At 54.2% G+C, this 25267-nt stretch carries 20 protein-coding genes; 6 read left to right on the forward strand and 14 right to left on the reverse strand.

Features of this window, described 5'->3' with window-relative positions; genetic code table 11:
• Positions 1-38: 38 nt before the first annotated feature.
• The 8 genes from EXY20_RS23335 to EXY20_RS23370 form a co-directional block, all read right to left on the reverse strand.
• Positions 39-2291: a helix-turn-helix domain-containing protein gene (locus EXY20_RS23335; protein WP_135554534.1), complete on the reverse strand. Its 2253-nt coding sequence runs from the start codon at positions 2289-2291 to the stop codon at positions 39-41.
• Positions 2292-2588: 297 nt separating this feature from the next.
• Positions 2589-4466 (reverse strand): ABC transporter ATP-binding protein, encoded by a 1878-nt coding sequence (locus EXY20_RS23340; protein WP_135554535.1) that lies wholly within the window; start codon positions 4464-4466, stop codon positions 2589-2591.
• Positions 4463-6277 carry an ABC transporter ATP-binding protein gene (locus EXY20_RS23345; protein ID WP_135554536.1) on the reverse strand — a complete coding sequence of 605 codons (1815 nt, stop codon included), beginning with the start codon at positions 6275-6277 and terminating at the stop codon, positions 4463-4465. Before EXY20_RS23345 ends, EXY20_RS23340 begins: the two co-directional genes overlap by 4 nt.
• Positions 6278-6365: 88 nt before the next feature.
• Positions 6366-7040, reverse strand: a complete 675-nt coding sequence (locus tag EXY20_RS23350) for a sensor histidine kinase (RefSeq protein ID WP_135554537.1) — start codon at positions 7038-7040, stop codon at positions 6366-6368.
• A gap of 2 nt (positions 7041-7042) precedes the next feature.
• Positions 7043-7753 (reverse strand): LytR/AlgR family response regulator transcription factor, encoded by a 711-nt coding sequence (locus EXY20_RS23355; RefSeq protein ID WP_135554538.1) that lies wholly within the window; start codon positions 7751-7753, stop codon positions 7043-7045.
• Positions 7754-7780: 27 nt separating this feature from the next.
• Positions 7781-8404 (reverse strand): response regulator transcription factor, encoded by a 624-nt coding sequence (locus tag EXY20_RS23360; RefSeq protein WP_135554539.1) that lies wholly within the window; start codon positions 8402-8404, stop codon positions 7781-7783.
• 92 nt (positions 8405-8496) lie between these two features.
• Positions 8497-11328, reverse strand: coding sequence for an immunoglobulin-like domain-containing protein (locus tag EXY20_RS23365; RefSeq protein WP_135554540.1), 2832 nt, complete (start codon positions 11326-11328; stop codon positions 8497-8499).
• Between the two features lie 216 nt (positions 11329-11544).
• Positions 11545-12396 carry a helix-turn-helix transcriptional regulator gene (locus tag EXY20_RS23370; RefSeq protein WP_167859459.1) on the reverse strand — a complete coding sequence of 284 codons (852 nt, stop codon included), beginning with the start codon at positions 12394-12396 and terminating at the stop codon, positions 11545-11547.
• Between the two features lie 126 nt (positions 12397-12522).
• Between EXY20_RS23370 and EXY20_RS23375 the strand changes: the two genes are divergently transcribed.
• The 5 genes from EXY20_RS23375 (at position 12523) to EXY20_RS23395 (ending at position 19183) form a co-directional block, all read left to right on the forward strand.
• Complete coding sequence (locus EXY20_RS23375) at positions 12523-13932, forward strand: gas vesicle protein GvpG (RefSeq protein WP_167859460.1); 1410 nt, start codon at positions 12523-12525, stop codon at positions 13930-13932.
• 14 nt (positions 13933-13946) lie between these two features.
• Complete coding sequence (locus tag EXY20_RS23380; RefSeq protein ID WP_167859461.1) at positions 13947-15272, forward strand: GH39 family glycosyl hydrolase; 1326 nt, start codon at positions 13947-13949, stop codon at positions 15270-15272.
• 17 nt (positions 15273-15289) lie between these two features.
• Positions 15290-16096 (forward strand): AAC(3) family N-acetyltransferase, encoded by an 807-nt coding sequence (locus EXY20_RS23385; protein WP_135554544.1) that lies wholly within the window; start codon positions 15290-15292, stop codon positions 16094-16096.
• A 322-nt stretch (positions 16097-16418) separates the two neighbouring features.
• A complete protein-coding gene (locus EXY20_RS23390; RefSeq protein ID WP_135554545.1) occupies positions 16419-18296 on the forward strand; it encodes a 3-oxoacyl-[acyl-carrier-protein] synthase III C-terminal domain-containing protein in 1878 nt (625 codons plus the stop codon).
• Positions 18293-19183, forward strand: coding sequence for a DUF6999 family protein (locus tag EXY20_RS23395; protein WP_135554546.1), 891 nt, complete (start codon positions 18293-18295; stop codon positions 19181-19183). The genes EXY20_RS23390 and EXY20_RS23395 overlap by 4 nt, the downstream gene beginning before the upstream one ends.
• 65 nt (positions 19184-19248) lie before the next feature.
• Here EXY20_RS23395 and EXY20_RS23400 read toward each other — a convergent pair whose 3' ends face one another.
• Positions 19249-19722 carry a VOC family protein gene (locus tag EXY20_RS23400; RefSeq protein ID WP_135554632.1) on the reverse strand — a complete coding sequence of 158 codons (474 nt, stop codon included), beginning with the start codon at positions 19720-19722 and terminating at the stop codon, positions 19249-19251.
• A gap of 99 nt (positions 19723-19821) precedes the next feature.
• On the opposite strand from EXY20_RS23400, the gene EXY20_RS23405 reads away from it, so the two are divergent.
• Positions 19822-20733: a helix-turn-helix transcriptional regulator gene (locus tag EXY20_RS23405; protein WP_135554547.1), complete on the forward strand. Its 912-nt coding sequence runs from the start codon at positions 19822-19824 to the stop codon at positions 20731-20733.
• A gap of 16 nt (positions 20734-20749) precedes the next feature.
• Here EXY20_RS23405 and EXY20_RS23410 read toward each other — a convergent pair whose 3' ends face one another.
• From EXY20_RS23410 to EXY20_RS23430, 5 genes are all read right to left on the reverse strand, one after another.
• Positions 20750-21436: an ABC transporter ATP-binding protein gene (locus EXY20_RS23410; protein WP_135554548.1), complete on the reverse strand. Its 687-nt coding sequence runs from the start codon at positions 21434-21436 to the stop codon at positions 20750-20752.
• Entirely contained in the window at positions 21436-22557 is a 1122-nt protein-coding gene (locus EXY20_RS23415) for an ABC transporter permease (RefSeq protein WP_135554549.1), read from the reverse strand. The genes EXY20_RS23410 and EXY20_RS23415 overlap by 1 nt, the downstream gene beginning before the upstream one ends.
• A 132-nt stretch (positions 22558-22689) precedes the next feature.
• A complete protein-coding gene (locus tag EXY20_RS23420) occupies positions 22690-23256 on the reverse strand; it encodes a TetR/AcrR family transcriptional regulator (RefSeq protein WP_135554550.1) in 567 nt (188 codons plus the stop codon).
• A 113-nt stretch (positions 23257-23369) separates the two neighbouring features.
• Positions 23370-23897 (reverse strand): DUF2306 domain-containing protein, encoded by a 528-nt coding sequence (locus tag EXY20_RS23425; RefSeq protein ID WP_235886162.1) that lies wholly within the window; start codon positions 23895-23897, stop codon positions 23370-23372.
• Positions 23898-24167: 270 nt separating this feature from the next.
• The gene (locus EXY20_RS23430; protein WP_167859462.1) at positions 24168-25220 is read right to left on the reverse strand and encodes a Fic family protein; all 1053 of its coding nucleotides are present in this window, start codon (positions 25218-25220) and stop codon (positions 24168-24170) included.
• Between the last annotated feature and the right edge of the window lie 47 nt (positions 25221-25267).

Raw genomic sequence — 25267 nt, forward strand, 5'->3', positions numbered from 1 at the left:
TTCTTGCGCATTCACGGGCCAGTGCCCGCCGGTCACGATCACCTTTCCATTCGGTGCAGCTTGCGGTATTCGCCCGGCGTCAGTCGGGTCTCCTGTTTGAATTTGCGGATAAAACTGGAGGTGTCGTAGTATCCGATCGTCTGAATAATCGTTTTGAGCGGCGTCTCTTCTTCCTTGAGCAGCCGTTTTGCTTCCTCCATACGCACCTCGTTCAACACCTCGGTCATCGTACGACCGGTATATTCTTTGAAGTAACGTTTCATGTAAGAAGCGGACAGGCCGAAACGGTCGGCCATCGTTTGTGCGGAAAAATTCCAATCGCCGTAGTTCGACTCCACGAAAGCAAGCAATTCGTTTCGAATCCGCACATGCTCCTCTTCGCTCTGGGACTCTTCCCGGGATAGAGCAAAGCAGACGCCGACAACCATATCCGCAAGCTCCTGAATCGTGTTGTACTTCATCAAGCCGAGCACATCCGGAACCTCATGATCGGCTGATTTGGGTTTGGCCCCATATGCCAGCCGAATCACGATGCCAACCATTTCATAACAAATGCAGCGCGCCGTATGCAGCGAAATTCGTTTCCCTTCGATCTGATGCAGAACATCGTTCAATACCTGCTTGATTCTCTCTTGCTCTCCCTGTCGAACCACCAGCTCAAACGTTTCCAATTCCCGTTTCGGATACCATTCCGACAGGTCCTGTTCCGAAGAAACGTCACGGTAATAAATAATTTGGTGGGTCCCCTTGATCAACCTGTAGTCGATAGCCGTAGAAGCCTCCAAATATGATTTGCCGACTGCATCCGGTTCGCGGCAGACTCCGCCGACTCCGACTGTAATCTCCCGCTCATACTGATCATAAAGCATCCGCTGCATCTGTTCGAGTCGGTCAACCGCAACGTCATCTTCTCCGTCCATGAACAAAAGATAAACCCGCCTATTTTCCATCGGGGCTTGCACACGATACCCGCGGAAAACCTGATGCATATGATCGTCCAGTTCTTCCAGCAGCCTTCGCTGCTCCTCGGGATCCGGCAAAACGCCGTCCGGCGTCAGAATCGCAACGACGCAGAAGGAGCAGCGCTCCGCGGCTATTCCGACTCCAACCACTTCCGCTTGCCTGACAAATTCCTCTCGACTGGAGAATCCGCCCTTCAATACTTGGAACAGAAAATATTGCCTGACGGCAGGCCTGCTTTGATTGACCTCCATCGCTAGCATATCGTTCGATTCAGCGAGCATCGCAATGCCCTGCCGCATCTCGCTGAAATTGCGGATTCCTTTGCCCGCGTATCCTTCCACGGCGTGAATGATCTTGCGCAGCGGGTTGTAATTCACATGCATGATCATATAGATGACGACAATTCCGCAGACGATCACAAAAGTCAATCCGGCCAACGCTCTGTTCTTGGCACCGGTTACAGCCGACATTACCTGCTGGAGAGGAACGACCGTGCAATAGGTCCAGCCGGTATAATCGGATGTAACGATAGATATCAGGTACTCGCTTCCCTCGTGCTTCACTTGGATGGTGCGAAACCCGGAGTCGCCGGGCTGCACGTATACGCCAGGATCGATCGATCCGGCAACCGCCGCTTTGCCGGTGGTTGTAATCAATTGACCGCGTTCGTCGTAAATGGACGTAAACCCTTTGCTTCCTTGCTCCAGCGTGCCCAGCATGGTTTGAATCGATTGTTCGTCGATGATAAAAACGGCCGTTCCATACGGCTTCACACTGTTCACGGGAATCGGGATCATATAGGTAAGCAAACGAGAGGCCGAAGGGTCTTTCCCCGCAAGTTCCTCGGCCGGTCTGAGCAATGGCTCCGACAGCCTGTTCAAATCCTGCCTCATTTGTTCCAGCGGCCAATTCTTGTAAGGGTAAATATCCTTATGAAAGCGATCCAGCTCGTACGTGCTGAATGCGGAATAAAGCATATCCCTGCCCCTGACATACAGCAGCACTTCGCGGATAAAATCTTGCACGACAGAATAATTCAGCATGTTTTTGGCGAGCATGGCTTGATACGGATTATTGCCTAGCGCATAGGGGGTCAGCTCCGGGTTGTTCGAAATTTGAATCGCAATCTCCTTCATCTGCCGCATCGTCTTGTCCAGATTGTCCTTGCTATGGACAAGCATATTCTGATTGCTCCGCTCCACCTCCTGCTGCAAAGCGGACACAAAGTGGTTGTAGACGAAAAAACCTAAAATGAAAAGCGGGATCATAAAAATGATGATATAGGAAACGAGAAAATTGAGGAAAATCGTTTGTTTCGACCGTTTCAATAGCACTCACCGTCCTTTCTTCCGAGGCTGCGCTTTTTTGCACTTTCGGAGCATCTTCGTTGTATGCGCTTTAATTATTCTCAAAAAACCTATGCGGTACAACTTCTATTTTCAATCAAAAAACCCTTCTTGTGAAGGGTTTCCGCTGTTTTTTGGTATGGTCCTAACTCCACACTCCCTGCTTCAGCATCAATTTGTTAATTTGTCATCTTAAATGTTAAAAAATGGTTAGACGAATTCCTCATCTGTTAGAGTACAATTGACTGTATAATAAAGGTGCCGTCAACACGCCCTTCCCTAACCGGAAGCCCCCGCATAATACTTCGCTTGTGCGTGCCAAAGCTCGTGGTACTTGCCGCGCTCATCGGAGACAAGATCGTCATGGCTGCCTCTCTGGATCAGCCGGCCTTCGTGAAACACGGCAATATCGTCGCAGAAGCGGCAGCTGGACAGGCGGTGCGAGATGTAGATGGCGGTTTTGTTGCCGACGATGCCGTTGAATTTCGAGTAAATGTCGAACTCGGCAACCGGGTCGAGCGCAGCGGTCGGTTCGTCCAGAATAATAAACGGCGCATCCTTGTAAAGCGCGCGGGCCAGCGCAATTTTTTGCGCCTCTCCTCCCGAGATTTCCACCCCTTTTTCATCAAAATCCTGGTAAAGGCAAGTTTCGGCTCCATCCGGCATCTCGCGGTATCTCGCGCCGAAGCCCGCTTCCTCCAGACACGCCTCCACCTTGGCCTTGTCATAAGCCGCCTGGACAGCGACATTCTGACCCAAGCCGAATGAAAACAGCTTGAAATCCTGAAAAACAACCGAAAAGATCGACATATATTCACTGTAATTGTACTTCTTAATGTCGATGCCGTTGAGTAAAATTTCCCCTTCGGTAGGATCGTACAGGCGGCAGAGCAGCTTGATGAAGGTCGTCTTGCCGCTTCCGTTCATCCCGACAACCGCAAGCCGTCCGCCGACTTTAAACGTTAACGATACGTTGCGCAGCGAATGGGATTCAGAGGACGGATATTGAAACGAAACATTGCGGAACTCGATTTCGTAATCGTTGTCGCCGCCCTGACACAACGCCCGTTTCTCGACGGGGAGCGTCCCCTGATACATTCGTGAGGGAATCCCGAGAAATTCGAAATAAAGCTTCATATTCTCATTATTGGCGCGAAGCTTGGCAAGCTGGTTCATGAAATTCGTAAACGCGCCGGTGAACTCATTGATACTCCCGACATATTGGACAATCGCGCCGACACCGAACAACCCCGCCAACGCCTTTAACCCGACGAACAGGTAGATCAAAGTAGTAATCGCGATTGTGGAGATCGTGGCCATGCTGTAATACTTCATTTGTTGGTTGGACAGCTTGTTCAACGTGGCATGAGCGCCGTAGAACATCGCCATCCATTCGCTGTCGATCAAGCCTTTCTGGTTGTAGATGCGAATATCTTTGCCCGCGTGATAGGTGGAGATATAGTTGTTAAGATAATAGCCGAAAATCCGGTTCAACGGGATAATCCCGTTCTGAAGCTGGTGCATTTTTGTGGTCACGGTGGCATTGGCATACATGCTTACCATAACATTCGCAAGAATACCTATTCCCAAAATGAGCGAAAAAATCGGCGATGCCACAAAGCGGTAAATCCCCGCAACCCCGTCGCCGCCGTTTAACGTAAATAACGAGAAGGTCAGCGCAACCGAGAGGGCAATCGTAAAGAAGCTTTTCATCAGCGCTTGGAACGAATTCATCAGCAGCCAGATTCCCCCGCTGTTCATATTGCGCATCTCGTTAAACTTCGCTTTCAAACGGTGGGTTTCCGGATTTTCGACGCTTTCGTAATCCAGATCCATGATTTTCCGACTCAAAATCATTTCATACCGATGGGCAAGCTCATCCTTCAGAACCTGACTGGATCTGGATACCAATCGTGCAAGCAGAACAACCGCCAAGTTTAACGAGATGGTAATGGAAGCGTATTCGATTAGAAGCCGCAACGGTTTCCCTTCTGCAATTCCGTCGATAATCAGCGCCGACATATAGATGTTGATAAAAGGCGCAACCGCCTCAAACATTCCCCGAATGACCAGATGAGTAAGCAGCCAGGGCCGAATGCGGCTGATTTCTTTTACCCCTTTCAGAATGTAGAGCATATCGTCGATGAAGCGCCTCATCCCCCCACAACCTCCTTGTAGTAATAGCTTTGGAGATGGAACAGTTCGGCATATTTGCCTCCGAGCATCATGAGCTCGTGATGGGTGCCTTCTTCGATCACTTCCCCATTCTCCAGAAACAGGATCCTGTCGCAAAAGCGCGTGCTGGATAATCGATGGGAGATGAATATCGAGGTGGCGTCCGCCGTCAATTGATTGTATTTCTCATACATCTCCTGCTCCGCAATCGGATCAAGCGCGGCGGTTGGTTCGTCGAGAACGATGATATTGCCGCCCTTGTACAGCGCTCTTGCAAGCGCAAGCTTTTGTTTCTCTCCACCGGATAGATCCGTTGCATCGTCATGAACACTTTTGAGCAGCAAGGTGTTTTCCCGCTCCGGCAGACTTTGCACCTTATCGTAAAGCCCCGAGAGCTCCAGCACATGTTCAAGCCGCTGTCTGCCGATCTGCCGTTCTTCACAGAGGGCGATATTTTTCGCAATCGAAGTCGGCAGCAAGTGGATATCCTGAAAGACGACAGACAGCATCGTATAATAGTCGTCACGGTTGTAATCGATTATCGCAGCATCCCCTACCCGGATCGTCCCTTCGGTCGGATGATACAAGCCGCATAACAGCTTGACCAGCGTCGTTTTCCCGGCGCCGTTAAGCCCGACCAACGCGATTTTTTCACCCGGCTTTATGGTGAAACTCAGGCGCTTCAGGGTCGTCTTGTCGCTCTGCGGATAGCGGAAGGAGACTTGCTCGAACACGATTTCGGGCGCACCGGTTGGCAGCTTCGCGCCTTGGCCGCGGTTGAACCGGTCGGGCAAATCCAGAAACTCGCGCAAATCGCAAAAGGAGAGGCTTGTCGCCTGCAGCGTATTGTAGGAGTCGATGATCCCGAGCAGCCAGCCCGAGAACTGGGAAATCAGCGCAAAATAAAACACAAACTCCGCAGCGGTAACCCCGTTCTGTGTGATTTGATAAAGCAAAAACCCGTAAGCGGCACCGTCTCTGATTACATTCGCGACAGCCGCCCAGACGTCCACGGCAAAACCGCGCGTTTCGGTTTTTTTGCTCCAGGCGATTCGATCGGCAAGCAGCTTCGCAAACACATGCCGAAACCAGTCGGACATGCCGTAAAGGCGCATATCCTTGGCAACTTCAAAATCTCCCACCTTATTGGCGATGTACTTCAGCTTCCGTTCGATCGGCACCCATTGATCCTTGTTCCGATGCACCCAATCGTTGTTGGCTTTATTCACGTAATAGCTGGCTAACGTCATGCCGATCAGAATCAGCACAATCCATGGGCTGAGCGAAATAATCAGGGCGGAGTAGGTGAGAAGACCGATCGCATTGGAGCCAATATTCACAAGCTGGGTAAAAATTTGCTGCGTTCCGGAGTTATCGCCGCCGATGGAGTTGATTGCTTTCTGCATCTTGGTTTGCCCGTCCGGGCTTTCGACGTTTTCGTAATCGGTGTCCATGACTTTGCGAATCGACAAATGGATGTATAGAAACCGGTTGCCATAAGCTCTCCACTGGATTTTTGTGCTGACGAAGGTATTCAACAGGTGCAGCGACAAAATCACGGCGGAAATACCCAACACATAGGCAATCAAGGTTCCGGCGGAGGACCCGTTCGATACAAGCTCCACCACATATTTCGATAAGAAAGTTGCCAACAACGGGAGCAACACAACAACGGGGATCCGGGCCAACATGGCGAAAAACAACGGTTTGTCCATCTGCCACGACTTTCGGAGCAAAAACAGGATATTACTCGGCAACGAATATAACGGCTTCTTTTTTTCGGTAGTGTTCATCCGCCGCACCTCCCTGACGATAGGGTAGCATTAACGCGGGCATCGCCGTTCGTGTTTGCACGAACGGTCGTAATCGGTACACGAACGGTTACAGCGGAAGCAAAATTTCCGTGGCGAACACCCTATCTTCGTGCTGACGATTGACGTATCCGTTATATTTAGCCGCGATTCGATCGACCCTCATGAGACCGAAGCCGTGATCGGGCCTGTTTTTCGTGGAGAGGAAGGTCTTGTCGCTCCTGATCAATTCTTCACCGACCGAATTCGATACGGAGATATACAATTGCTCTTTTAAAATCCCGATATAGACGCGGATAAACCGTTCGGATCGGTCCGTTTGCCTCAGGCACGCCTCCATCGCGTTATCGAGCAAATTCCCGATGATGATGCACAGGTCGATTTCGGAAATCTGCAGCTTGCCCGGGACGGTCGCCTTGGCATTGACGCCTATGCTCTTGGATGCCATCAGCGAAAGCTTGCTGTTCAGGATCGCGTCAATCATGATATTGCCGGTCTGGATTACCGTATCGACGGCGGCCAGGTCCGTATCGAGCTGGCTTAGATAGTCGTCAAGCTCCGCTAGCTGACCGAGCGCAAGGTGCGCCTTCAGCGTCTGAATGTGATTGTGATAATCGTGCCGCCATCCGCGCATCTGTTTGTATATATGCTGCACCTCGTCGTAATGCTGGGCGATGAGGTCGTTCTGATAAGCGGAAATACGGCGGTCCATCATTCGACCGAACAGAAAATGGACAAGCCCCATCCTTATTCCACCTTATAAAAACGGATAAATGCTTGATTCGCCTCGTGATACAAGCGGCGCGACAGCGGAATTGCGGCATCGTTATCGAGAATGATATCGGTTTTGCCCATCCGCTTGATATACTTCAGCCCGACGAGATAGGAGCGATGGCAGCGAATAAATCCTTCTCCCAGCAGGCTCTGGATCTCGCTGATGGACTGTTTCGCAACGTATTGCCCTGCTGTCGTCGTAATTGCCACGGAATGGGCAAAAGCCTCGACGCAGAGGATCGCGTTTACCGAAATCCGGACGCATTCCCCGCCAATGTCCAGCAAGATGGCCCGTTCGGATTTGTTCAGCTGTTTGCACGCCTTGTCCAGCACGGCGAACAACTTCGCCTCGCTCACCGGCTTCATGAGATAATGCAGGGCCGTAACCTCGTATCCCTGGGCGATATAATCGGGAAAGCCGGTAATAAACACGATCTGCATCGATTCGTTGGCGCGGCGAATCTCCTTCGCCAGCTCCACGCCGTTCATGGCCCCCATCTCGATGTCGAGCAGCAGGATGTCATAGCCCTTGTTTTCGGCATATCGGAATAGAAAGGCTTCCGCGGATGCGAAAGATTCCGTAATCGCGACGTGCTTGTTGATTGACGCCCATTGGTTAACGAGCTTGGTCAAATAGTGGAGCTCCACCTGCTCATCGTCGCAAATTGCGATTGTGTAGGCCATACCGTGACCTCCGCCCAAAATATATCCTTACTGCTGCCCGGTGCCGTCTTCATCAAGCAGGGAAAGGCGCTGCGCCCGGGTAACGGCGCTCACGCGATTATGCACCTCGAGCTTGGCGAATACGTGCCTGGTATGAACCTTGACAGTGCTCAAGCTGATTTGGAGCTGTTCGGCGATTTCTTCGTTCGACCATCCGGCGGCAATGCCGCGGAGCACGTCTTTCTCCCGCGATGTCAGCGGCGTGCTCAACGCTTCTTCATTTGCTGCAGGCTGTTCGGGAGCGGAAGATGAACTGCGTCTGTTAACCGCTCTGGCGATCGACTGGGCCAGCCTCACGGCGGAAATCGGCTTTACGATATAGTCCAGCGGATAAACATCGTAAGCGGGCAGGGCAAATTCGGCATGGGAGGTGGTAAACACGATGTCAAGCTCGGCCCGAATCGAACGCAAGCTGCGGGCCAACGCCAATCCGTCATCCGCGGCGATCATGATGTCCAGTATGGCAAGATCGACGTTCCCCCTCCGAACGAAGTCCAATGTCTCTGCCGCGCTTCGGAAGCTTCCGACCAATTCGACGCCGTCGATTCCGGACAGCATGCGCTTCAAAGCGAGCAGCATGGCCGGCTCATCATCCACGATCAGCACTTTCATCAGCGGTTCCGCCTTTCCACACAAAAAACCTATATAACGGGAATGTGTCCCATTATATAGGTGAATTGGATGGCAGACAACTGGCGGGTGGCTTACAGATCCTGCGGGGGATGATCCCGCAGCTTCGAGAGCCGCAGCATCACTACGGCCGCTTCCGCTCTGGTCGTCATTCCGTTCGGTACGAATTGGTTGTTCTCCCGACCTTGCACCAGCCCGTTCGCATGAACGGCTTTTACATAATCTTGCGCCCAGACCGGAATGTTGGCGCCATCGGAGTAAGGCAGATCCGATTCGCCATTCGTCTCCCACTTCATCGCTCTTGCCAGCATCGTAGCCATTTCCGCCCGATTGATTTGCCGCTGCGGCTGAAAGGTTCCATCCGGATACCCTTGGAGCACCCCTGCAACTGCCCCTGTGTAAATGGCCGATTGCGCCCACTCGGGGATGCTCCCGCTATCGGTGAAAGGGTTGATGTCCGATTGCGGAACGATTGGGATTTGCAGTGTCCGCAGCAGCATAACGGCAAACTCGGCCCGCGTTACGGCCTGGTCGGGAACAAACAGGTTCGCGCTTACGCCCTCCACGATCTTCAAGCCGGCTGCTTCGCATATATCCGCCTCTGCCCAGTGGCCCTCGATATCGGTAAACGGACAAGCAGGAGGTGAAGCAGGCGAAGGCACGCTTTCGTTGTTATCGACGGCGCGACGCGTAATCGTCAGCCTGTAAACCTTCACGGTGCCGTCTTCCGCCTGCACCGTCATTTCGATCGTCTGTGTTCCCTCGATCAACGGAATGCGGGTGGTGTCGCCTACAGGCTCATTCTGCAGCTTCACCTTCGCCTTCGGATCGGCCACGGCCAACTGAAGCTCCACCTGCGCGGCATCGGTCTCCATCGCATATTCGGTTATGCCAGGGGCGAATGCCGGCGTCAGCTCCTGTTCGGTGCCTCCCATACGCAGCGTGAGCTGAGCCAGTTCGGCGTTGCCCGATCGCTGTTGAACGATCGGCGGGCTGCCGCCGCTGTCGCCGTCATCGCTGTCCGAACGGACGACAATAACAGTCCGAACCACGCTCGCGGCGGCATTGCCGGAGTTGTCCTGAACGTTGTAGGTGAGCGAGTAGCTGCCCGCCTGGTTCGCATCCACTGTCCCGCTTACGGAGATTCGCACCGTCAAGTCGCCATCGACCGCGTCCTGGGCCGTTGCCCAAGGATCAACAAACGCGCTTCCCGCCGTTATCTGTATCGGGTTCGCGCCGTTAAGCGCAATCACAGGCGCAACCGTATCGACGACATTGACGGTACGAACCTCTGTTGCCCGATTTCCCGCCCCATCCACTACCTCATAGGTGCGGGTATAGCTGCCGACCCGATTCGTATCCACCGCTCCGCTTATCGTCATTTTTCCCGTCACGTCGCCATCAATGGCGTCCAACGCCGTAGCGCCTGGTTCGACATAGGGATCTCCCCGCTCCACAACCATCGGGTTTGCTCCATCCAGCGTGATGACCGGCGGAGTATAGTCGGCAATGAAAGTGGCCGATCTTACCGGCGCATCATGCCCCTCATCATCCCTTGCCATCACTTTTACGGTGTAAACGGCACCTTCCGGAAACCTTGCGTTATCCAATGTCTCTTCGAAGCTGTACCTTTGATTAACCCCCGTGGCGGCAGCAAACGGCTGTGTATCGGTGACTATTAATTGATTGGAACTGTCCCGTATTTCATAGGTAACCTGGACAGGCTCCCCCATACTGCCGTCAATCACGGAACCGCTCACGGTCAGCGGGTTAATGGAGCCGTATGTCGTGGCCGTAACATCCAACCGAACAATCGGTTTGAAATGGCGCAGATACGGATAGGAAAGGTTTTCTTGAATCCCCCAAATCGCAGCGAAGTCCAAGCCTGCTCCGTACTTCGATGCCTTCTTCATATCGGCATCCGACAAGCCCAGGTAACCCGAGCCGGGATCTCCGTTTCGCACAGCAGGCCAGGCCGACGAACTCGTGTTATAAAAGGAATTCGCGATACTCCCGCCATCACGCCGATATACCAGGCTGGCCAGCAATGAGCCCGTCACAGTCCCCGTTTGAAAGCTGTTAAAGAGATTGCCTTGCAAATACGCCGCTATCCCCCCGGCACGTTCGCCAGAAGTGCCGGAAGCATGTACATTTCCCGCTGCATAACTGTTGAGAATGGGGCCATAGCTGGATCCGATTAAACCGCCCACATTCATTACCCCACTCACATTCCCGGATGCGTAACTTCGCTCGATCCCGTCAGTACTGGCATCGACCATACCCACCAGACCACCGACGCCAGTATTGCCTGTGACATCTGCTGCGCTATAGCTATCTTGAATACCGGCGCCGGCACGCGCCATATACCCTACCAATCCCCCGACATCATTACTGGTCGCATTTAACGAACCGGACACCGAGCTATTGGTAATCTTGGTACTGCGTGCCAGACCTGCAAGTCCGCCAACACCACCCGCTCCCGTAACATTTACATTCTCCAAGCGAATATTTCTGAGAACCGCATCTTCCACAAAACCGAATAAACCGATCCGATCGCTTGGCAAATTGATGAACAGCCCTGTAATGGTAAACTGGTTGCCATCAAAGGTGCCCGTAAACGGATGGCTCAGTGCAGGTGTGGCGTCGTACGTGCCGATCGGCTGCCATCCCGATCCGGCGGCATAGCCGGATAAATCGATATCCGCCCCCAGTATGTAGTCCGCGCCAAGTTCATCCCGCACATGATCCATATCCTCAGCCGTCAGCACCACATAAGGATCCCCCGGCAAACCGTGTCCAGCGGAAAATGAATAGGGGTCTGCGGCTTGTACAGTTGCAGGATACGTCCCCAACCAAGAGCCGGCCCCAAGCAAACCTGCCAATACCAGCAAGACGATCTTTCTCATGTTGTCTGAATCCTCCTTGCGCAGTCGAGCGAAACAGCTCGCTTCATCAGTCGTTCGACAGGAACGTCCTTTTTACTATACAAGGAACCGCACTCCTCATCTATTGACCGAAAGGAGTAGACAACCGCACAAAATGCCATCCCAATCCCGCGACATAATTCCATTGTTCCTTGCATGAGCCGTTGCTAAGATGGGTTTAACCGGCGGCAAACGGTTTCAATCCGTGCTCCGAATGCGGGAAGGGGGATACCCGTAGTACTGGCTGAACGCCCGACTGAAGGCGTACGCATCGGGATAGGAGATCGCCAGTGCGATTTCCGCGAGCGAGAAGCGTGTTTCCTTCAGGTACTGCATCGCCTTCTCCATGCGCAGCCGCTGCAGGTAGGCTTTCGGCGAACAGCCCATTCGCTCCGTGAATACTTTGGTGTAGTGGGATCGGGTCATGCCGGCGTGCTTCGCGACATCCTGAATGCGAATGCCGCTGGCAAAGTGGTGATTCATAAACTCGATGCTGCCGAGCAGCAGATCCGTGCTCGGGAGCTGCTCGTAGCCGCGCTGCCGCGCTTGCTCCAGCAGCTCGTCGAACCAGCGGATCAGCAGCAGCACGAAGCTCAGCCGGTCGGTCGTCTCCTCGGAGGCAAACACCTGCTCCATCGATTGCCAGATCGGCAGCAGCCGGGACTCGTCCCAACCGGCGATGAAGGGGTTGTCCTCCGAGAAGCCGATGCGATGGAGCATCTGGAGCGACTGCTTGCCGTTGAAGGCAATCCAGTACATGCGCAGCGGCTGTTCGGCCTCCGCATGGCTGTACTGGTGCATGACGCCGGGGATGAGGCAGAAGAGCGTATTTTTGCCGAGCAGCCGCTCGCGGCCCTTGCTATCGGTAAAATGAGCGACTCCCCCGTCGATATAAACAAGCCCGTAGCCGGAAACGGCAGGCGAAGCCATCCGGTAGGTCGGCTTGGTAATCGTCAGCCCCATGCTGAGGGGCCAGATGCCCCACAGCTTCTCCAGCGGGGTCGGACGATGCAGCCACATCGCTCTGGTTTCGTGCGGCAAGTCAAGCATGGTGTACCTCCGGGACATGGGTTGGTTATTGTCCATTGTAGCACAAAGCCGCGCGGAAGCAGGCCGCACGGCAAGCAAGACGGTGAAATTGGCGCTTGAAGGACAGTCAACAAGGAGGCAACCGCGATGAAGATCGGATGGGGCATGGCGAATATAACGCCGGACAAGCCTGTTGCGCTGGTTGGACAGTATCATGAGCGGATCGCTGCGGAGGCTCGCGACCCGATTATGGCAACCGCGCTGGCGATGGAAGGAGCGGACGGCACACAGGCGGTGCTGGTCGGCTGCGATTTGATCGCCATCCAGAAACATGTGCAGGTCGGGGTGCGCGGACGCGTCCGGCAGCTGGTGCCGGAGCTCGACCCTGACGCGGTCATCCTGAATGCGACGCATACGCACACGGGGCCATTCACTTACGACTCGTCGGAATGGGTCCCGCTGTTCACGAAGCGCGAGCCGTCAGGTGTCATGACGCCAGCGGAATATACAAGCTTCGCGATCGGACGCATCGCCGAAGCGATTGCCGAGGCGTGGCGCAGTCGTCGTCCCGGCGCGGTCGGGCGCGGAGAAGGGTACGCGGCCATCGGGTTCAACCGCAGGGTGCGGTACGACGATGGCACCGCCCGCATGTACGGGCACCTGGATAACGATCACTTTCAGAGCTTCGACGGTCCGGAGGATCACCGCGTGGAGCTGCTCTACACCTGGAACGAGGCGCGCGAGCTGACGGGCATCGTCGCGAACGTCGCCTGCACCGCGCAGATCAATGAAAACGATACGCGTGTGTCCGCCGACTTCCTGCATGAAGTACGCGAGCTGGTCGCGGAAAAATGGGGTGCCGGCGTTCGCGTGCTGGGCATGATCGGCGCGGCCGGCGACCAGTCCCCGCGCGATCTGGTCCGGTTCAAGCACGGCCGGCCGAGCATCGACGAGCAGCTGCTGACGGCCGCGCGCAGGCTGGTCGGCGCCATGGAGGAGGCGCTGGAGCAGGCACGGCGGCAGATGGACGACGCTCCTGTTTTCCGGCATGCGGTCAGGAGCGTGGAATTGCCGCTGCGCATGGCGCTCAAGTCGGAAGCGGAATTCGCGGCGCAGGAGTGGGAGCGGTTCCGCCGCATCTACGAATCGCACGAGGAACCGAATGCCTATTTCGACTCCCTCGGCTTTGATCGGCAGAGCGATATTTTCCAGTATTGGAGTGTTGTGAACCGCTATCGGCAGTTGAAGCGCTCGAAGTTCTATACCTTCGAAATGCATGCGCTGCGGATCGGCGAGGCGGCGCTGGCGACGAACCCGTTCGAGTTGTTCACCGCGTACGGCCTGCAGATCAAGGCGCGCAGTGCGGCGCGGATGACGCTCGTCTCGCAGCTGACCTGCGATGCCGGCGGCTACTTGCCGACGGCGGATGCGGTAGCCTCCGGCGGGTACAGCACCCAGTTGTTCAGCGGACTGGTCGGCCCGGAGGGCGGGCAATTGCTGGTCGAGCATACGCTCGAGGCAATCGCCTCGTTATGGACAGAATCAATTCAACCATAGGTGGGTGGGATCCCGTGACCGATATTACCGTTCATTTTGACAGCCGCATCGGCCCGCTGAAACGTCTGCATGGCGTAAACAACGGGCCCGAAGGGTACGGCGCGCTGGTAGACGTATCGCATTACTACAAGCAGGCGCAGTTCCCGCTGGTCCGCTTGCACGATCCGAATTGGCCGCATGCCTGGGAGGTCGATATCCATACGATTTTCCCCGATTTCGCGAAGGACCCGGCGGACCCGGACAGCTACGATTTCACGCGTTCGGATACCTATATCGGGAAAATACTTGCCACTGGCGCACAAATCCTGTTTCGCCTGGGCGAAAGCATCGAACATACGCCGCACAAATATTACGTGCACCCGCCGGCCGATTTCGAGCGATGGGCGCAAATCTGTGTCGGCATTATCCGCCACTACAATTTCGGCTGGGCGGACGGCTTTCACTATAACATCGCGTATTGGGAAGTCTGGAACGAACCGGATGTTTCGAACGCGCGTATGTGGTCCGGCACGATGGAGCAGTATTTCGAGCTGTACCGCGTAACGGCGCGGGCCATCAAGCAGCTTGATCCTGCCTTGAAGGTGGGCGGGCCGGCGGCTGCAGCCGCCGATTCGGAGCTGGCGCAGGCTTTCTTGCAGATGTGCCGGGACCGCCAACTGCCGCTGGATTTTTTTTCGTGGCATGTGTATACGATCGATCCGGAGCGCATTCGCCAGATGGCTTCGTACGTTCGCCACCAGTTGGATGCGTTTGGCTTTGCTGCGACGGAAAGCGTTTTTGACGAGTGGAATTATATGGACAGCAGCCTGTGGTCGGTTATTTTCGAGCCGGGCAGCGAATATATGCGGAAAGAGATGTTCGAGCGGAGCAAAGGGGTCGAAGGCGCTTCCTTCGCCGCGGCCGTTCTGACGATGCTGCAGGAGTGTCCGGTCGATCAGGCGAACTACTACGATGCGCAGCCGCATGCGCTGTTCTGCGGGCTGTTCGACTACTATGGCGTTCCGCAAAAAGCATACTACGCCTTCGACGCGTTCAACCGGCTGGCGCAATTTCCGCATCGCGTCGAGGCGGCGCCGTGCGAAGGAGCGCAGGGACTGTACTGCTGCGCCGCCGTCAATGACGACGGAGAAGCGGCCGTGCTCATCAGCAACTACGGCACCGGGACGCGCATGTACGAACTGGCGTTGAACGGGCTTGCAACGGGACTGCGCGGCGAGCTGTATGTGCTCGATCGGGAGCGCAACCTGCAGCCGGAGCCCTTGCCGCCGATCGCGTCAGGCCGGATGTCGCTGTTGATTCCGCAGCATGCGGTCATGTTGCTGAAATTCGTTGCTGTATAAGGGGAGGCCGATCTCGCATGGCTGAAGAACATCGCAGCGCCGAGTCCATCACGAAGGAAACGCTGCTGCAGGACTTGAAGCGGCTGGCGATCGACCGGGCGGGGACGCTGCTGGTGCATTCCTCGATGAAGAGCATCGGCCCTGCCTGCGGCGGTCCGGATGCGGTGCTCGATGCGCTCGCCGACTATATGCGGGATGGCCTGCTCGTGCTTCCGACGCATACGTGGGCTTACGTGAACAAGGACGGCGCCGAGTTCCGCGTGGCGGATTCGCTGACATGCGTGGGTTTGCTGACCGAACGCTTCCGCAAGCGTCCGGGCGTGTTTCGCTCGTGGCATCCGACCCATTCCGTCGCCGCGCTCGGGCGCGACGCGGAGTCGTTCGTCGCCGGTGACGAACGTTTCCCGACGCCTTGCGCGCGCGGCTCCGCCTGGGGCCGGCTGCTCGACCGTCAGGCGACGATCCTGCTGATCGGCGTCGACCTGACGCGCAATACGTTCATTCACGGCATCGAGGAGTGGGCGGATATCCCGAACCGGCTGGCGGACGAGCCGAAGCAGCTGTACACGATTGCGCCCGATGGCGCAAGGATTGCTGCGCCGGTGCGCGGTCATACGACGCCGGTATGGGAGCATTACGGCAAAGTGGACGAGCTGCTGCAGCGGAAGAGCGTCATGCGTCTCGGCCGCTTCGGCCACGCGGAGACGCGCGTATGCGATGCGGCACAGATGACAACACTGCTCAGCGCAATGCTGCGCGTCGAGCCGGACCTGTTCCTGGACGATACGCCGATCGACCCGGGAAGGTATGGCGGTTTGGTGTGAGAATTGCGCTTGTCGGCATGGCAAAATAAGCCATGAAAACTGGCTTATTTGCCTCATTTCACTCATATCGGCGGAAATAACCAGTGAAAACACTGGTTATTTCCACCGAATGCCTCGAATCCGGGTTGATTGACGCGAATAGCCAGCGAAATCGCTGGCTATTTTGTGTCGACGGCCTATTTCCCCATTCCCTCGGCTTGAGCTGGCGATGACGACAGGTACCAGTCGAAAATAGTACTAGGAACAACCGTTTCTCTCCGTTACGATAAGGGTACCGGTTGATGAGCGCGTCCATCCGGAAACCGGATCAGGAGGGTACGAGATGAATCCCGTTTATATCACGAGTATCGGCGCCTTTTTGCCCGGCCCGCCTGTCGGCAATGACGAAATCGAACACTATCTGGGCCGAATCGGCGGCAAACCGTCCAAATCGATGCGGCGCATCCTCGAACAGAACCGCATTCGTTACCGTCATTATGCGATCGATAAAACGCAGAACAGTTTATACACCAACGCGGAAATGGCCGCTCTGGCCATCCGCGAAGCGCTCGGACGGTGCGAGGAGGAGCTTTCCGGCCAAATCGGCTTTCTCGCTGCCGGCACGACGCAAGGCGACTTGCTCGTTCCCGGCTTCGCCAGCATGGTCCATGCCGAAAGCGGGCTGCCCGAGCTGGAAATCGCCACGCATCACGGCGTGTGCGGAAGCGGCATGCAGGCGATGAAGAACGCCTTCCTGCAGGTGGCGTCCGGCCAACATCAGGCGGCAATCGCTTGCGCCAGCGAGTTCCCGAGCCGCGTCTTCAAGCATACCCGCTTCGAAGCGCAAGCGGCGTTCATGAACCAGGCGATTCCGTTCGACACCGACTTTCTGCGGTTCATGCTGTCCGATGGCGCAGGCGCCGCCGTGCTGCAGCCCGCCCCGAGCGATCGCGGACTGTCGCTGCGCATCGAGTGGATCGACAACAAGTCATACGCTCATCTGTACGATGTCTGCATGTATGCCGGCACGGACAAACGGGCCAACCGCGAAGGAGTCGCCAGTTGGCTGGATTACGCTTCGATTCACGAAGCCGCCGACTGCGGGGCCGTCAACCTGAAGCAGGACATTCGACTGGTCAACGAGATGCCGAAAGTCGGCGTCAAACGGTTTTTCGAGCTGGTTGAGGAAGGCAAAGTAAATCCCGAGCAGATTGATTGGATGGTGTGCCACTATTCCTCCCATTTTTTCCGCGATGAGATATTCCGGCTTATGCAGCTCGGCGGGATGACCATCCCGGCGGACAAATGGTTCACCAACCTCTACACAAAAGGCAACACCGGCGCGGCGTCGATTTACATTATGCTGGAGGAGCTGTTTCACAACGGCTGCTTGAAGCCCGGCGAACAAGTGTTGTGCATGGTGCCGGAGAGCGGCCGTTTCCAAACGTCGTTTATGCTGCTGACTGTTGTCGGTTCGGAGGAGCGCTCCGCGCCGCGGCGGATCGCCGCCGTCGAACGTCAACCGGAAGCGCCCGACCTCGCTTACGACACTTCCAATCCCGTTCAGCAGCAGCTGATCCGCCAGTTGGTGAACGTGTGGATCGATTTCGAGCAGCGGCTCGGCCAGACGCCGATCATTCGCAAGCTGTACCAGGGCAAGTTCACCCTGGAGGATTACAAGCTACTGATGGAGAACATTCGCCAGCAGGTGATCGACGGCTCGCAATGGATTGCGCGCGCCGCTTCCTACATCGCTATCGAGCATATCGAGCTGCGCTCCCTGTTTATCTCTCATGCCCGGGATGAGCACCGCGATTTTCAAATCCTGGAGCGCAACTACGTATCGGTTGGCGGCAAGCTGGCCGACATCCAGTCCGGCGAAAAAAATATCGGCAGCGAAGCGCTGTCCGCCTATTTGTTCCAGCGGGCCAGCCGGGAAAATCCGTTCGATCTGATGGGGGCCATGTGGATTATTGAAGGGCTCGGGTGCCGAATGGCGCGCTACTGGGGCGAAATGATCCGCGACCAACTCGGCCTGAACGACGAGCAGGTAGCCTTCCTGCTTTACCATAGCGATTCGGACGAGAAGCATTTTGAAAGGCTGGAAGCCGGCATTCAGCATCCGATGCTGACCGCAAGCATCGCCGACCGCATTGTCAAAACGGCCAAAACGACGGCAAGGCTGTATCTGCTGCAATTGGAGGAGTTGGGGAACGTATGAGCAAACGCGTAGCCGACTATTACGAACAAATGCCGCATGACCGGAACGACCCGGACCCGTTTTTGGCCGTCTACCTGGATCGGGGCATCCCCTTCAACCCGGAGGCCAAGGCGACTTACCTGAAGGATTGCTCCAGCCGGTCCCGGCAGTTTCTGCTGCCGGTGCTGCGGCCTTTTTCCAGACTGTTCATCATCCTGTTTCAGCTCTACAAGATCGTCTTCCCCAAAGCGTTCACCTCGTCGCGCCTGCTGCATCGCGTCCTGTACCGGGGCATGCGCACGTTCGTCAGCCCGGAAGCGAACAGCATGATTTTGCGCCACTTCTATCTCGGATCGGAAATCCTGCAGTTTATCCGGGACAATATCCCCGGCGTGGAAGTGCCGCTGAATCCGCTGAAACCGACGAACCTGGAGCCGGTGAAGGACGATCTGTTCCTGATCCACGATTTGAATTTGTATAACTTCATCATTGCGCTCAACCGCGAGCTGCAGGCGAAACAGGTGGAAGTCACCCGGCAGCACCCGCTCAACCTCGCGGCGATTACCACCAGCCGGATTCCGATCGAGCCGATGCCCGCCCGCTGGACGAACTTCCTGGACTTGACGACGGCGATCGAGCTGTTCACCCCGGTCTATCAGTTGTTCCTGACGGACAAGGATTTCTGGCGGGCGACCAACTCCTTGCAGCTGGACGAAACCATCGGGATTCTCGCTTCGAAAATTATCGGCAGCAACGACCGTCTCGCGCTCATCAACAACAAGCATCCGATGGTGCCGCTGACGACCTTGCGCGCCGGCTTCCGTCTCGTGCTGCACGGGCTTGCCACCGAACAGCTCCACGCGCTGCTGGCGGAGTTGAAGGAGAAACAGGCGGAGGCGACTTCGTAGACTCCCACACAGCAAAGGGCGCCCCGTGGGGTGCCCTCGCTTCAGACCTGCCGTGCTTGAACCTGTCATTCCCGCTTTCTATTGGCGGCAATCATTTGGTCAAGAAACTTATCCGCATCACGATTAAATTTCCAGCACACCCCGAATTTATCCACCAGCATGCCGAAGCAGGAAGACCACGGAGTTTCGGACAACGGCATGATCACATGCCCCCCAACAGACAATTGATTGAAGCAAGCTTCCAATTCCGATTTATCCTCGAGGACCAGACTAATCCATACGTTGTTTCCTTTCGCCAACTCGCCTGTTGCCCGCTTCATGGAAGGCAGAAGATCCGACATCATGATTTTCCCGCCCGCGAATGCGATCGAAGACTCCATGATCAAATCCAACTCATTTTCCGGCAGCGGGTAGTTCGGATCCTGCGGGAAATCCCTGAATGTAACCTTCTTCACTTCAGTCGCATGCAAAGCCTCCGCGTAAAATGCAATCGCTTGTTCTGCAATCCCTTCAAAGTTTAAATAGGCAATAGCCGCCATCATACAAACCTCCTTTTTGAGATATATGTAGTATAATGGAATAATGATGACAACTAGCTGTCACCATTCGGCGATCAAGTAAAAAAGAAGAGGGCGAATATGGACAAGGTTGAGCGGCTCATATCGATTATCATGATTTTGCTGAAAAAAGAAGTCGTTCCAACAAGAGAATTCGCGCAATTATTCCACGTTTCCAAAAGGACGATCCTTCGCGATATGGAAACGCTGGGTTTATCCAATATTCCGATCTATTCCGTCAATGGAGTGAATGGCGGCTACGGCATCTTGCATGAATACAAGGTGGATAAACGTCTATTGAGCAACTCCGACCTGGAAAATATACTGACTGCGCTCGGCGGCCTGGGGCAAATTCTCATGAGCGAGGAAGTGGAAAGGACGATCAAAAAAATAGAAGCAATGGTCGGCCCATTGCCTCTGAAACGCTCGATTCATTTGTCGTTCTACGATTGGGAGGGTCGGTCCGAGATTATTGCCGCCTTAATGACATGTCACGAATCCATAGGAAAAAGGAAGCTCGTTTCCTTCGACTATTTGGATAAAAACGGCGCGAAGACGAACAGAGCGGTCGAGCCTTATGAGCTTCATTATAGCGAAACGAGCTGGTACTTGATCGGATACTGTTTGCATCGTCAGGGATATCGAACGTTTAAATTATCCCGGATCGATCATCTCAGGATGGATGAACAGACGTTCCACCCGAGAGACGATTGGCCGGAACAAGAACGCCAAGCGCGTTATCAACCGCAACTCGTCACGATTCGAGCATTGATATCGCCTGGCGTCAAAGATCAATTCATGGAAAGGTTCGGTCGAAAGAGTATTGAACTCTATAATGACGAGTTTTTTCTGGCAACCGTCGATGTCCCGCGAAACAGTACGGGATTCCAATTTTTGTTGTCCTTTGGCACCAATCTTACCATCATAGGGCCCCAAACCTACGTGGAAGAGTTTCGGAATTATTTGCATCAAATGATGGAGAACTACTCTTGAAAAGATCTTGTCTCGCTTAACCGGGCGAAACGGCCGTTAATTTGCCGTCTTCCATCCGGTAAACCTTATCGCAGTACTCCAGCATCCGCTCGTCGTGGGTGACCATGATCGCCGCTTTTTTCCGCGATTTCACCTCTTGCGCGATCAAGCTCACGACTTCGTGCGCGCGTTTCGTATCCAGGCTGGCCGTCGGCTCGTCCGCCAAAATGACGTTCGGATCGTTGATCAACGCGCGAGCGATCGCCGTCCGTTGTTTCTCTCCTCCGGACAGCGCCTCGGGGAAACTCTTCAGCTTCCCGCCAAGCCCCAATTCCTCCAACAGCTTCTTCGCCGCCTCTTTATCCGCCGCTTTCACTCTTCCCGACATCCGCTTCACGACCAATAGCTGATCCAGCACGTTCAAATAAGGAACGAGGTTGGACGACTGCATAATAAAGCCGATCTCGTTCAGGCGGATCGTGGATAGCTCCCGGTCGGAGAGCCTCGAGAGCTCTTGCCCGCTCAGCTTCACTTCCCCCTCGGAAGCTTTCAGCAGCGCGCCTGCAACCGACAGGAACGTGCTTTTTCCGGAGCCGGAAGGTCCCACGACAGCGACGAACTCCCCGGGGCTTACTGTAATGGACACTTGATCCAGAGCGGCAATTCTGTTGCTTCCTTCCGCATAATATTTCGTCACGTTGCTCATGTGCAATCCTGTCGTCATTACTCCACCCTCCCCAGCGCCTTGAGCGGATCCACATTCGTTATTTTCCGAACCGATACGAGCGAACTGAGCAATGCAATAATAACCAGCACGATGGCATAAATCACGACCAGCTTCGTGCTCAGAATAAACGGCATCGCTCGAGGCAACACGGCTGCCGCCGCATACGTCAGGAGAACGCCAATGATGATGCTTCCGACGGAAAGCAGCAGCACCTGGGAAACGATCGCTTTCGCCAAAAACCCGTTTCTCGCCCCGATCGCCTTCATGATGCCGAACTGATTCGACTTCTGCAGCGTCAGCACGTAGAAGAACACGCCAAGCACGAAGGCGGAGATGGTCAGCAGGAAGGCGAGCATCATCGTAATGGAGCCGCTCTCTTCCTTATACCCCGGCATTCCTTGAATGGCCGCCTTGCGATCAACCGTATTCGTGTTCGGCAGCTTCTCGTTCAATTCGCGCGGATGAATACCTTCCCCTTGCAGCATCACCGCATTTATCGGCTTCGCAACGCCGTTGTCCGATCCCGGGGCGGCGTATGCGATTTTGCGCCATTCCTCGATCGGAGTAAACACGGAAGCAACGTGGTTATACGTTTCTCCCTTCACATACCCGACAATAGTAAGCGACTCCGTAGACCCGTCCAGCTTGAACGTATCGCCAATCGCGAACCCTTCGTCCTTCATCGAAATATTGACCAGCACACCGGTTGGCTTATCGCCGGACAGTCCTCCCCCTTCGACAACCTTTGGCTCCAAAAAACTGCCGGGAACGATCCCGATAATGGCAATGTCGAGCTTATCCTCATCCTTCTCGCTCTGACCCTTGAGCGCAGTCGCCATCGTGGCGCCGAGCGGCGCGGCGGCTTTGACGTTCGGCTGCCGCGCAGCCGCGTCAACCAGCTGCTCCGACAGCAGCGATTTGCTCAACGAAGACTGCGAGCCTTGTTCGAAGACGACGTATTCGACCTTCATATGCTTGATCGTGGAAGCGGCAAGCGAAGCCAGGCCGTTTCCCAATCCGGATAAGATGAAGACCAGCCAAGAAATCAGCACGAAAATGATCGCCAGCATGAGGAACCTTGTTTTATTATGCATAAGTTCCCTGATCGCCAAAAACATTCCTTTCCCTCCCCTTGCGAATTAATTGACACTCGTGTCGAATTTGATATCTGTCCACGCTGCGCAGCGTGCGCTTCCCCTATTAAACCACTTAAATGACAACCGTGTCAAATAAAGCGGAAAAAAGCAGCCTTATTCTCGTGCGCCATTCAGCCAGACGTCGAATAAATGCTTGCTCCACTGTGCGGTCGGAATGCTCAGCATATTGGGCGTGTTGATGAGATTAAAGAAGACGCCGATCAGAATGGGAAGCGGAACATCCCTGCGAAGCGCGCCTTGCTGCTGCGCACGGGCGAACAAGCGGCTGAGCTGGTCTTTCAGCGTGACATGCGACTGCTCCACGAACGCCAGATCTTCCGCCGCGGACGAGGCCGCCACCGTATTGATTTTGTGCATATCCCCAAGAAGCCGATGCAACGCGGATTCCTGGATATAGATGTGCAGAATCTGCTCCAGCGCCTTCATGCAATCCGATTCGTCTACCAGGGACGCGCTGTCCAGCATGTTCATCATGACGCGCTTCATGCAGGCCGCGACAATTTGTTCTTTATTGCTGTAATACTGATAAATGGTGCTCCGTGCTCCGTGCAAGTGTCGGGACAGCAGCTTCAGATGAAAGCCGTCATAGCCGTGTTCCAGCAGCAGCCGTTTCGTCGTGTCGAGCAGTTCCGCTTGCGTGTACGCTTGTTTCCGTCCCATTCCCTAATCACTTCCCTTGTTTCCCTATTGTAACAAAAACCGATGCCGCGGTCAGCATTGGAAGAGCCGTCCCGTTCGTTCGGGATGACTCGCCGCTTACTTGCGCCCTCGACTTATTTATTCTTTCGCAGCACCACCCACTCCACGATCATCACATCCACGACAATTCCCGCCCATACGTTGACATTCAATACCTGCTCCACCATTCCTTCTCTTCCGTCCGGCAGGGAAAACCCGTGCAGAGCCAGATACGTGATCAACAAGACCGGCACCAGCAGCCGCGCGCTCACCGCCACAAGCGTGATGCCGAAGCTGCGAATCATCCAGGCGCGATGTTCGTCATATTTTCCCCGTACAGCCGCTCGGTAGCCTTTCCAACAGGTCCACAGCCACGCCAACGCCAACACGAGAAATGACAACGCTCTGCCGTAATCCGCGATATAGAAAATCAGCAGAAATGCGAGCAGCCCACTAACGAACACAGCGCCGACGTATACCCGGCCGACCATGCGGTGCATGGCGGGACGTTGAACGCACAAACGATCGACAAATTGCAGAAAACCCGTCGCCATCGCCACAAAAGCAAACGCAATATGCGCGACCAACACCGAATACTGCGCCGTACCCGGCACAATGCTCATGCGGCTGTCGTCCGGATTCATCTAGAAGTACGGAACCGCGAACGGAAGCATCACTCCGAAAGCGACAATGACCAGCGCCCACCAGCTCTTGCGAATCTTCATAAACGGCTCCACCCCAACCTTATTATTAGCTCCAAATCCCACCTTTCCATTGTAAAGTCCCACTGTTGCCAAATTCGCGACAAACGATAAACAAAGTATAACATCACGAAAAAAAGCCCGCTTCCCAGGGCGAGCCGTAGATGAACAATTTAATATTGTCCCGTGTGGCTAGATCTCAAAATAATTTTGTTGCATATAGAAATATGCCGGTCTTTCACCCTTCTGGTTAATTAATGAGAGATCCAGCAACTCCTTCACTATTTTTCTGATCGTCGCTCCCGATTTATCAAGAATGGTTGACAGTTCTTTAATCGTAAGTCCGCTATTGGAATCAAAGAAGTGATTTTGCGCCAGGATAAACAGTACGTCTCTATAAAAGTCTTCCCTACCAACTAGTATTGGTTCATTTTTCAACTTGTTTGCTGCAATACCCAGCAACTCGCTTTTTTCTTTTAACTCGGCATTCATTTCAACAAGCGCCTCTAAAATATTAGCCAAAAAAGTTTCAATAAAAAAATTCATTTCTCCTCTGGTCTTGATACTATTGGTAAAATCAAAGGCTTCCAAGTATTTATGTTTATATTTATTGCATCCCCTGGATAACGATAATGAGGAGATGTCACCCAACGTCTTGGTTAAATATAAACTGCTAATAAATCTGGAGGTTCTTCCGTTTCCATCGTAGAAGGGATGAATATATCCAAAATAATAATGGCCGACTGCCACCTTAATTAACGGGGGGATCTCGTCAGGATCGTTCATAAAGGTTAACAACTGCTTGGCGAACTCAAGGACTTCCCTTTCTGGCGTTACTCCTTGATGAATGATCTTGCCCGTATCCGATTTTTTTAATACATACGTGGCGTCTTTTCGGAATACTTCCCCATCAGGAAGCTTCTCCGGATCGATCTCCCCATTTGTAATATCGTCATAAATCTTCCTTAGATCTTCCGGCTTCTTGGGTAATTCAATCTCATCCCCCAGCAGGCTCATGTAAGACTTGATCATGCTATCGAATCTTGTTTTCGCTTTTCTATTTAACTTTAATTCTTTTGTACTTTTCGCTATTTCTTCCCTGGTACTTCTTATTCCCTCTAATTGATTGGTATGATATAGTTCTTCAACTAAACACTCATTAATAAATTGATTCTGAGCAACGGTTGGAAGTTTATTGAACGTATGATGAAACGCATCGGAAACAACGTGAATTTTACTTGCCATCTTCAACATTTCATTTGTCGGTACGTAATATAGCTCATACGTATGAG

The organism is Paenibacillus cymbidii (assembly GCF_004764705.1).
In the GTDB taxonomy this organism is placed as follows: Bacteria; Bacillota; Bacilli; order Paenibacillales; family NBRC-103111; genus Paenibacillus_AN; species Paenibacillus_AN cymbidii.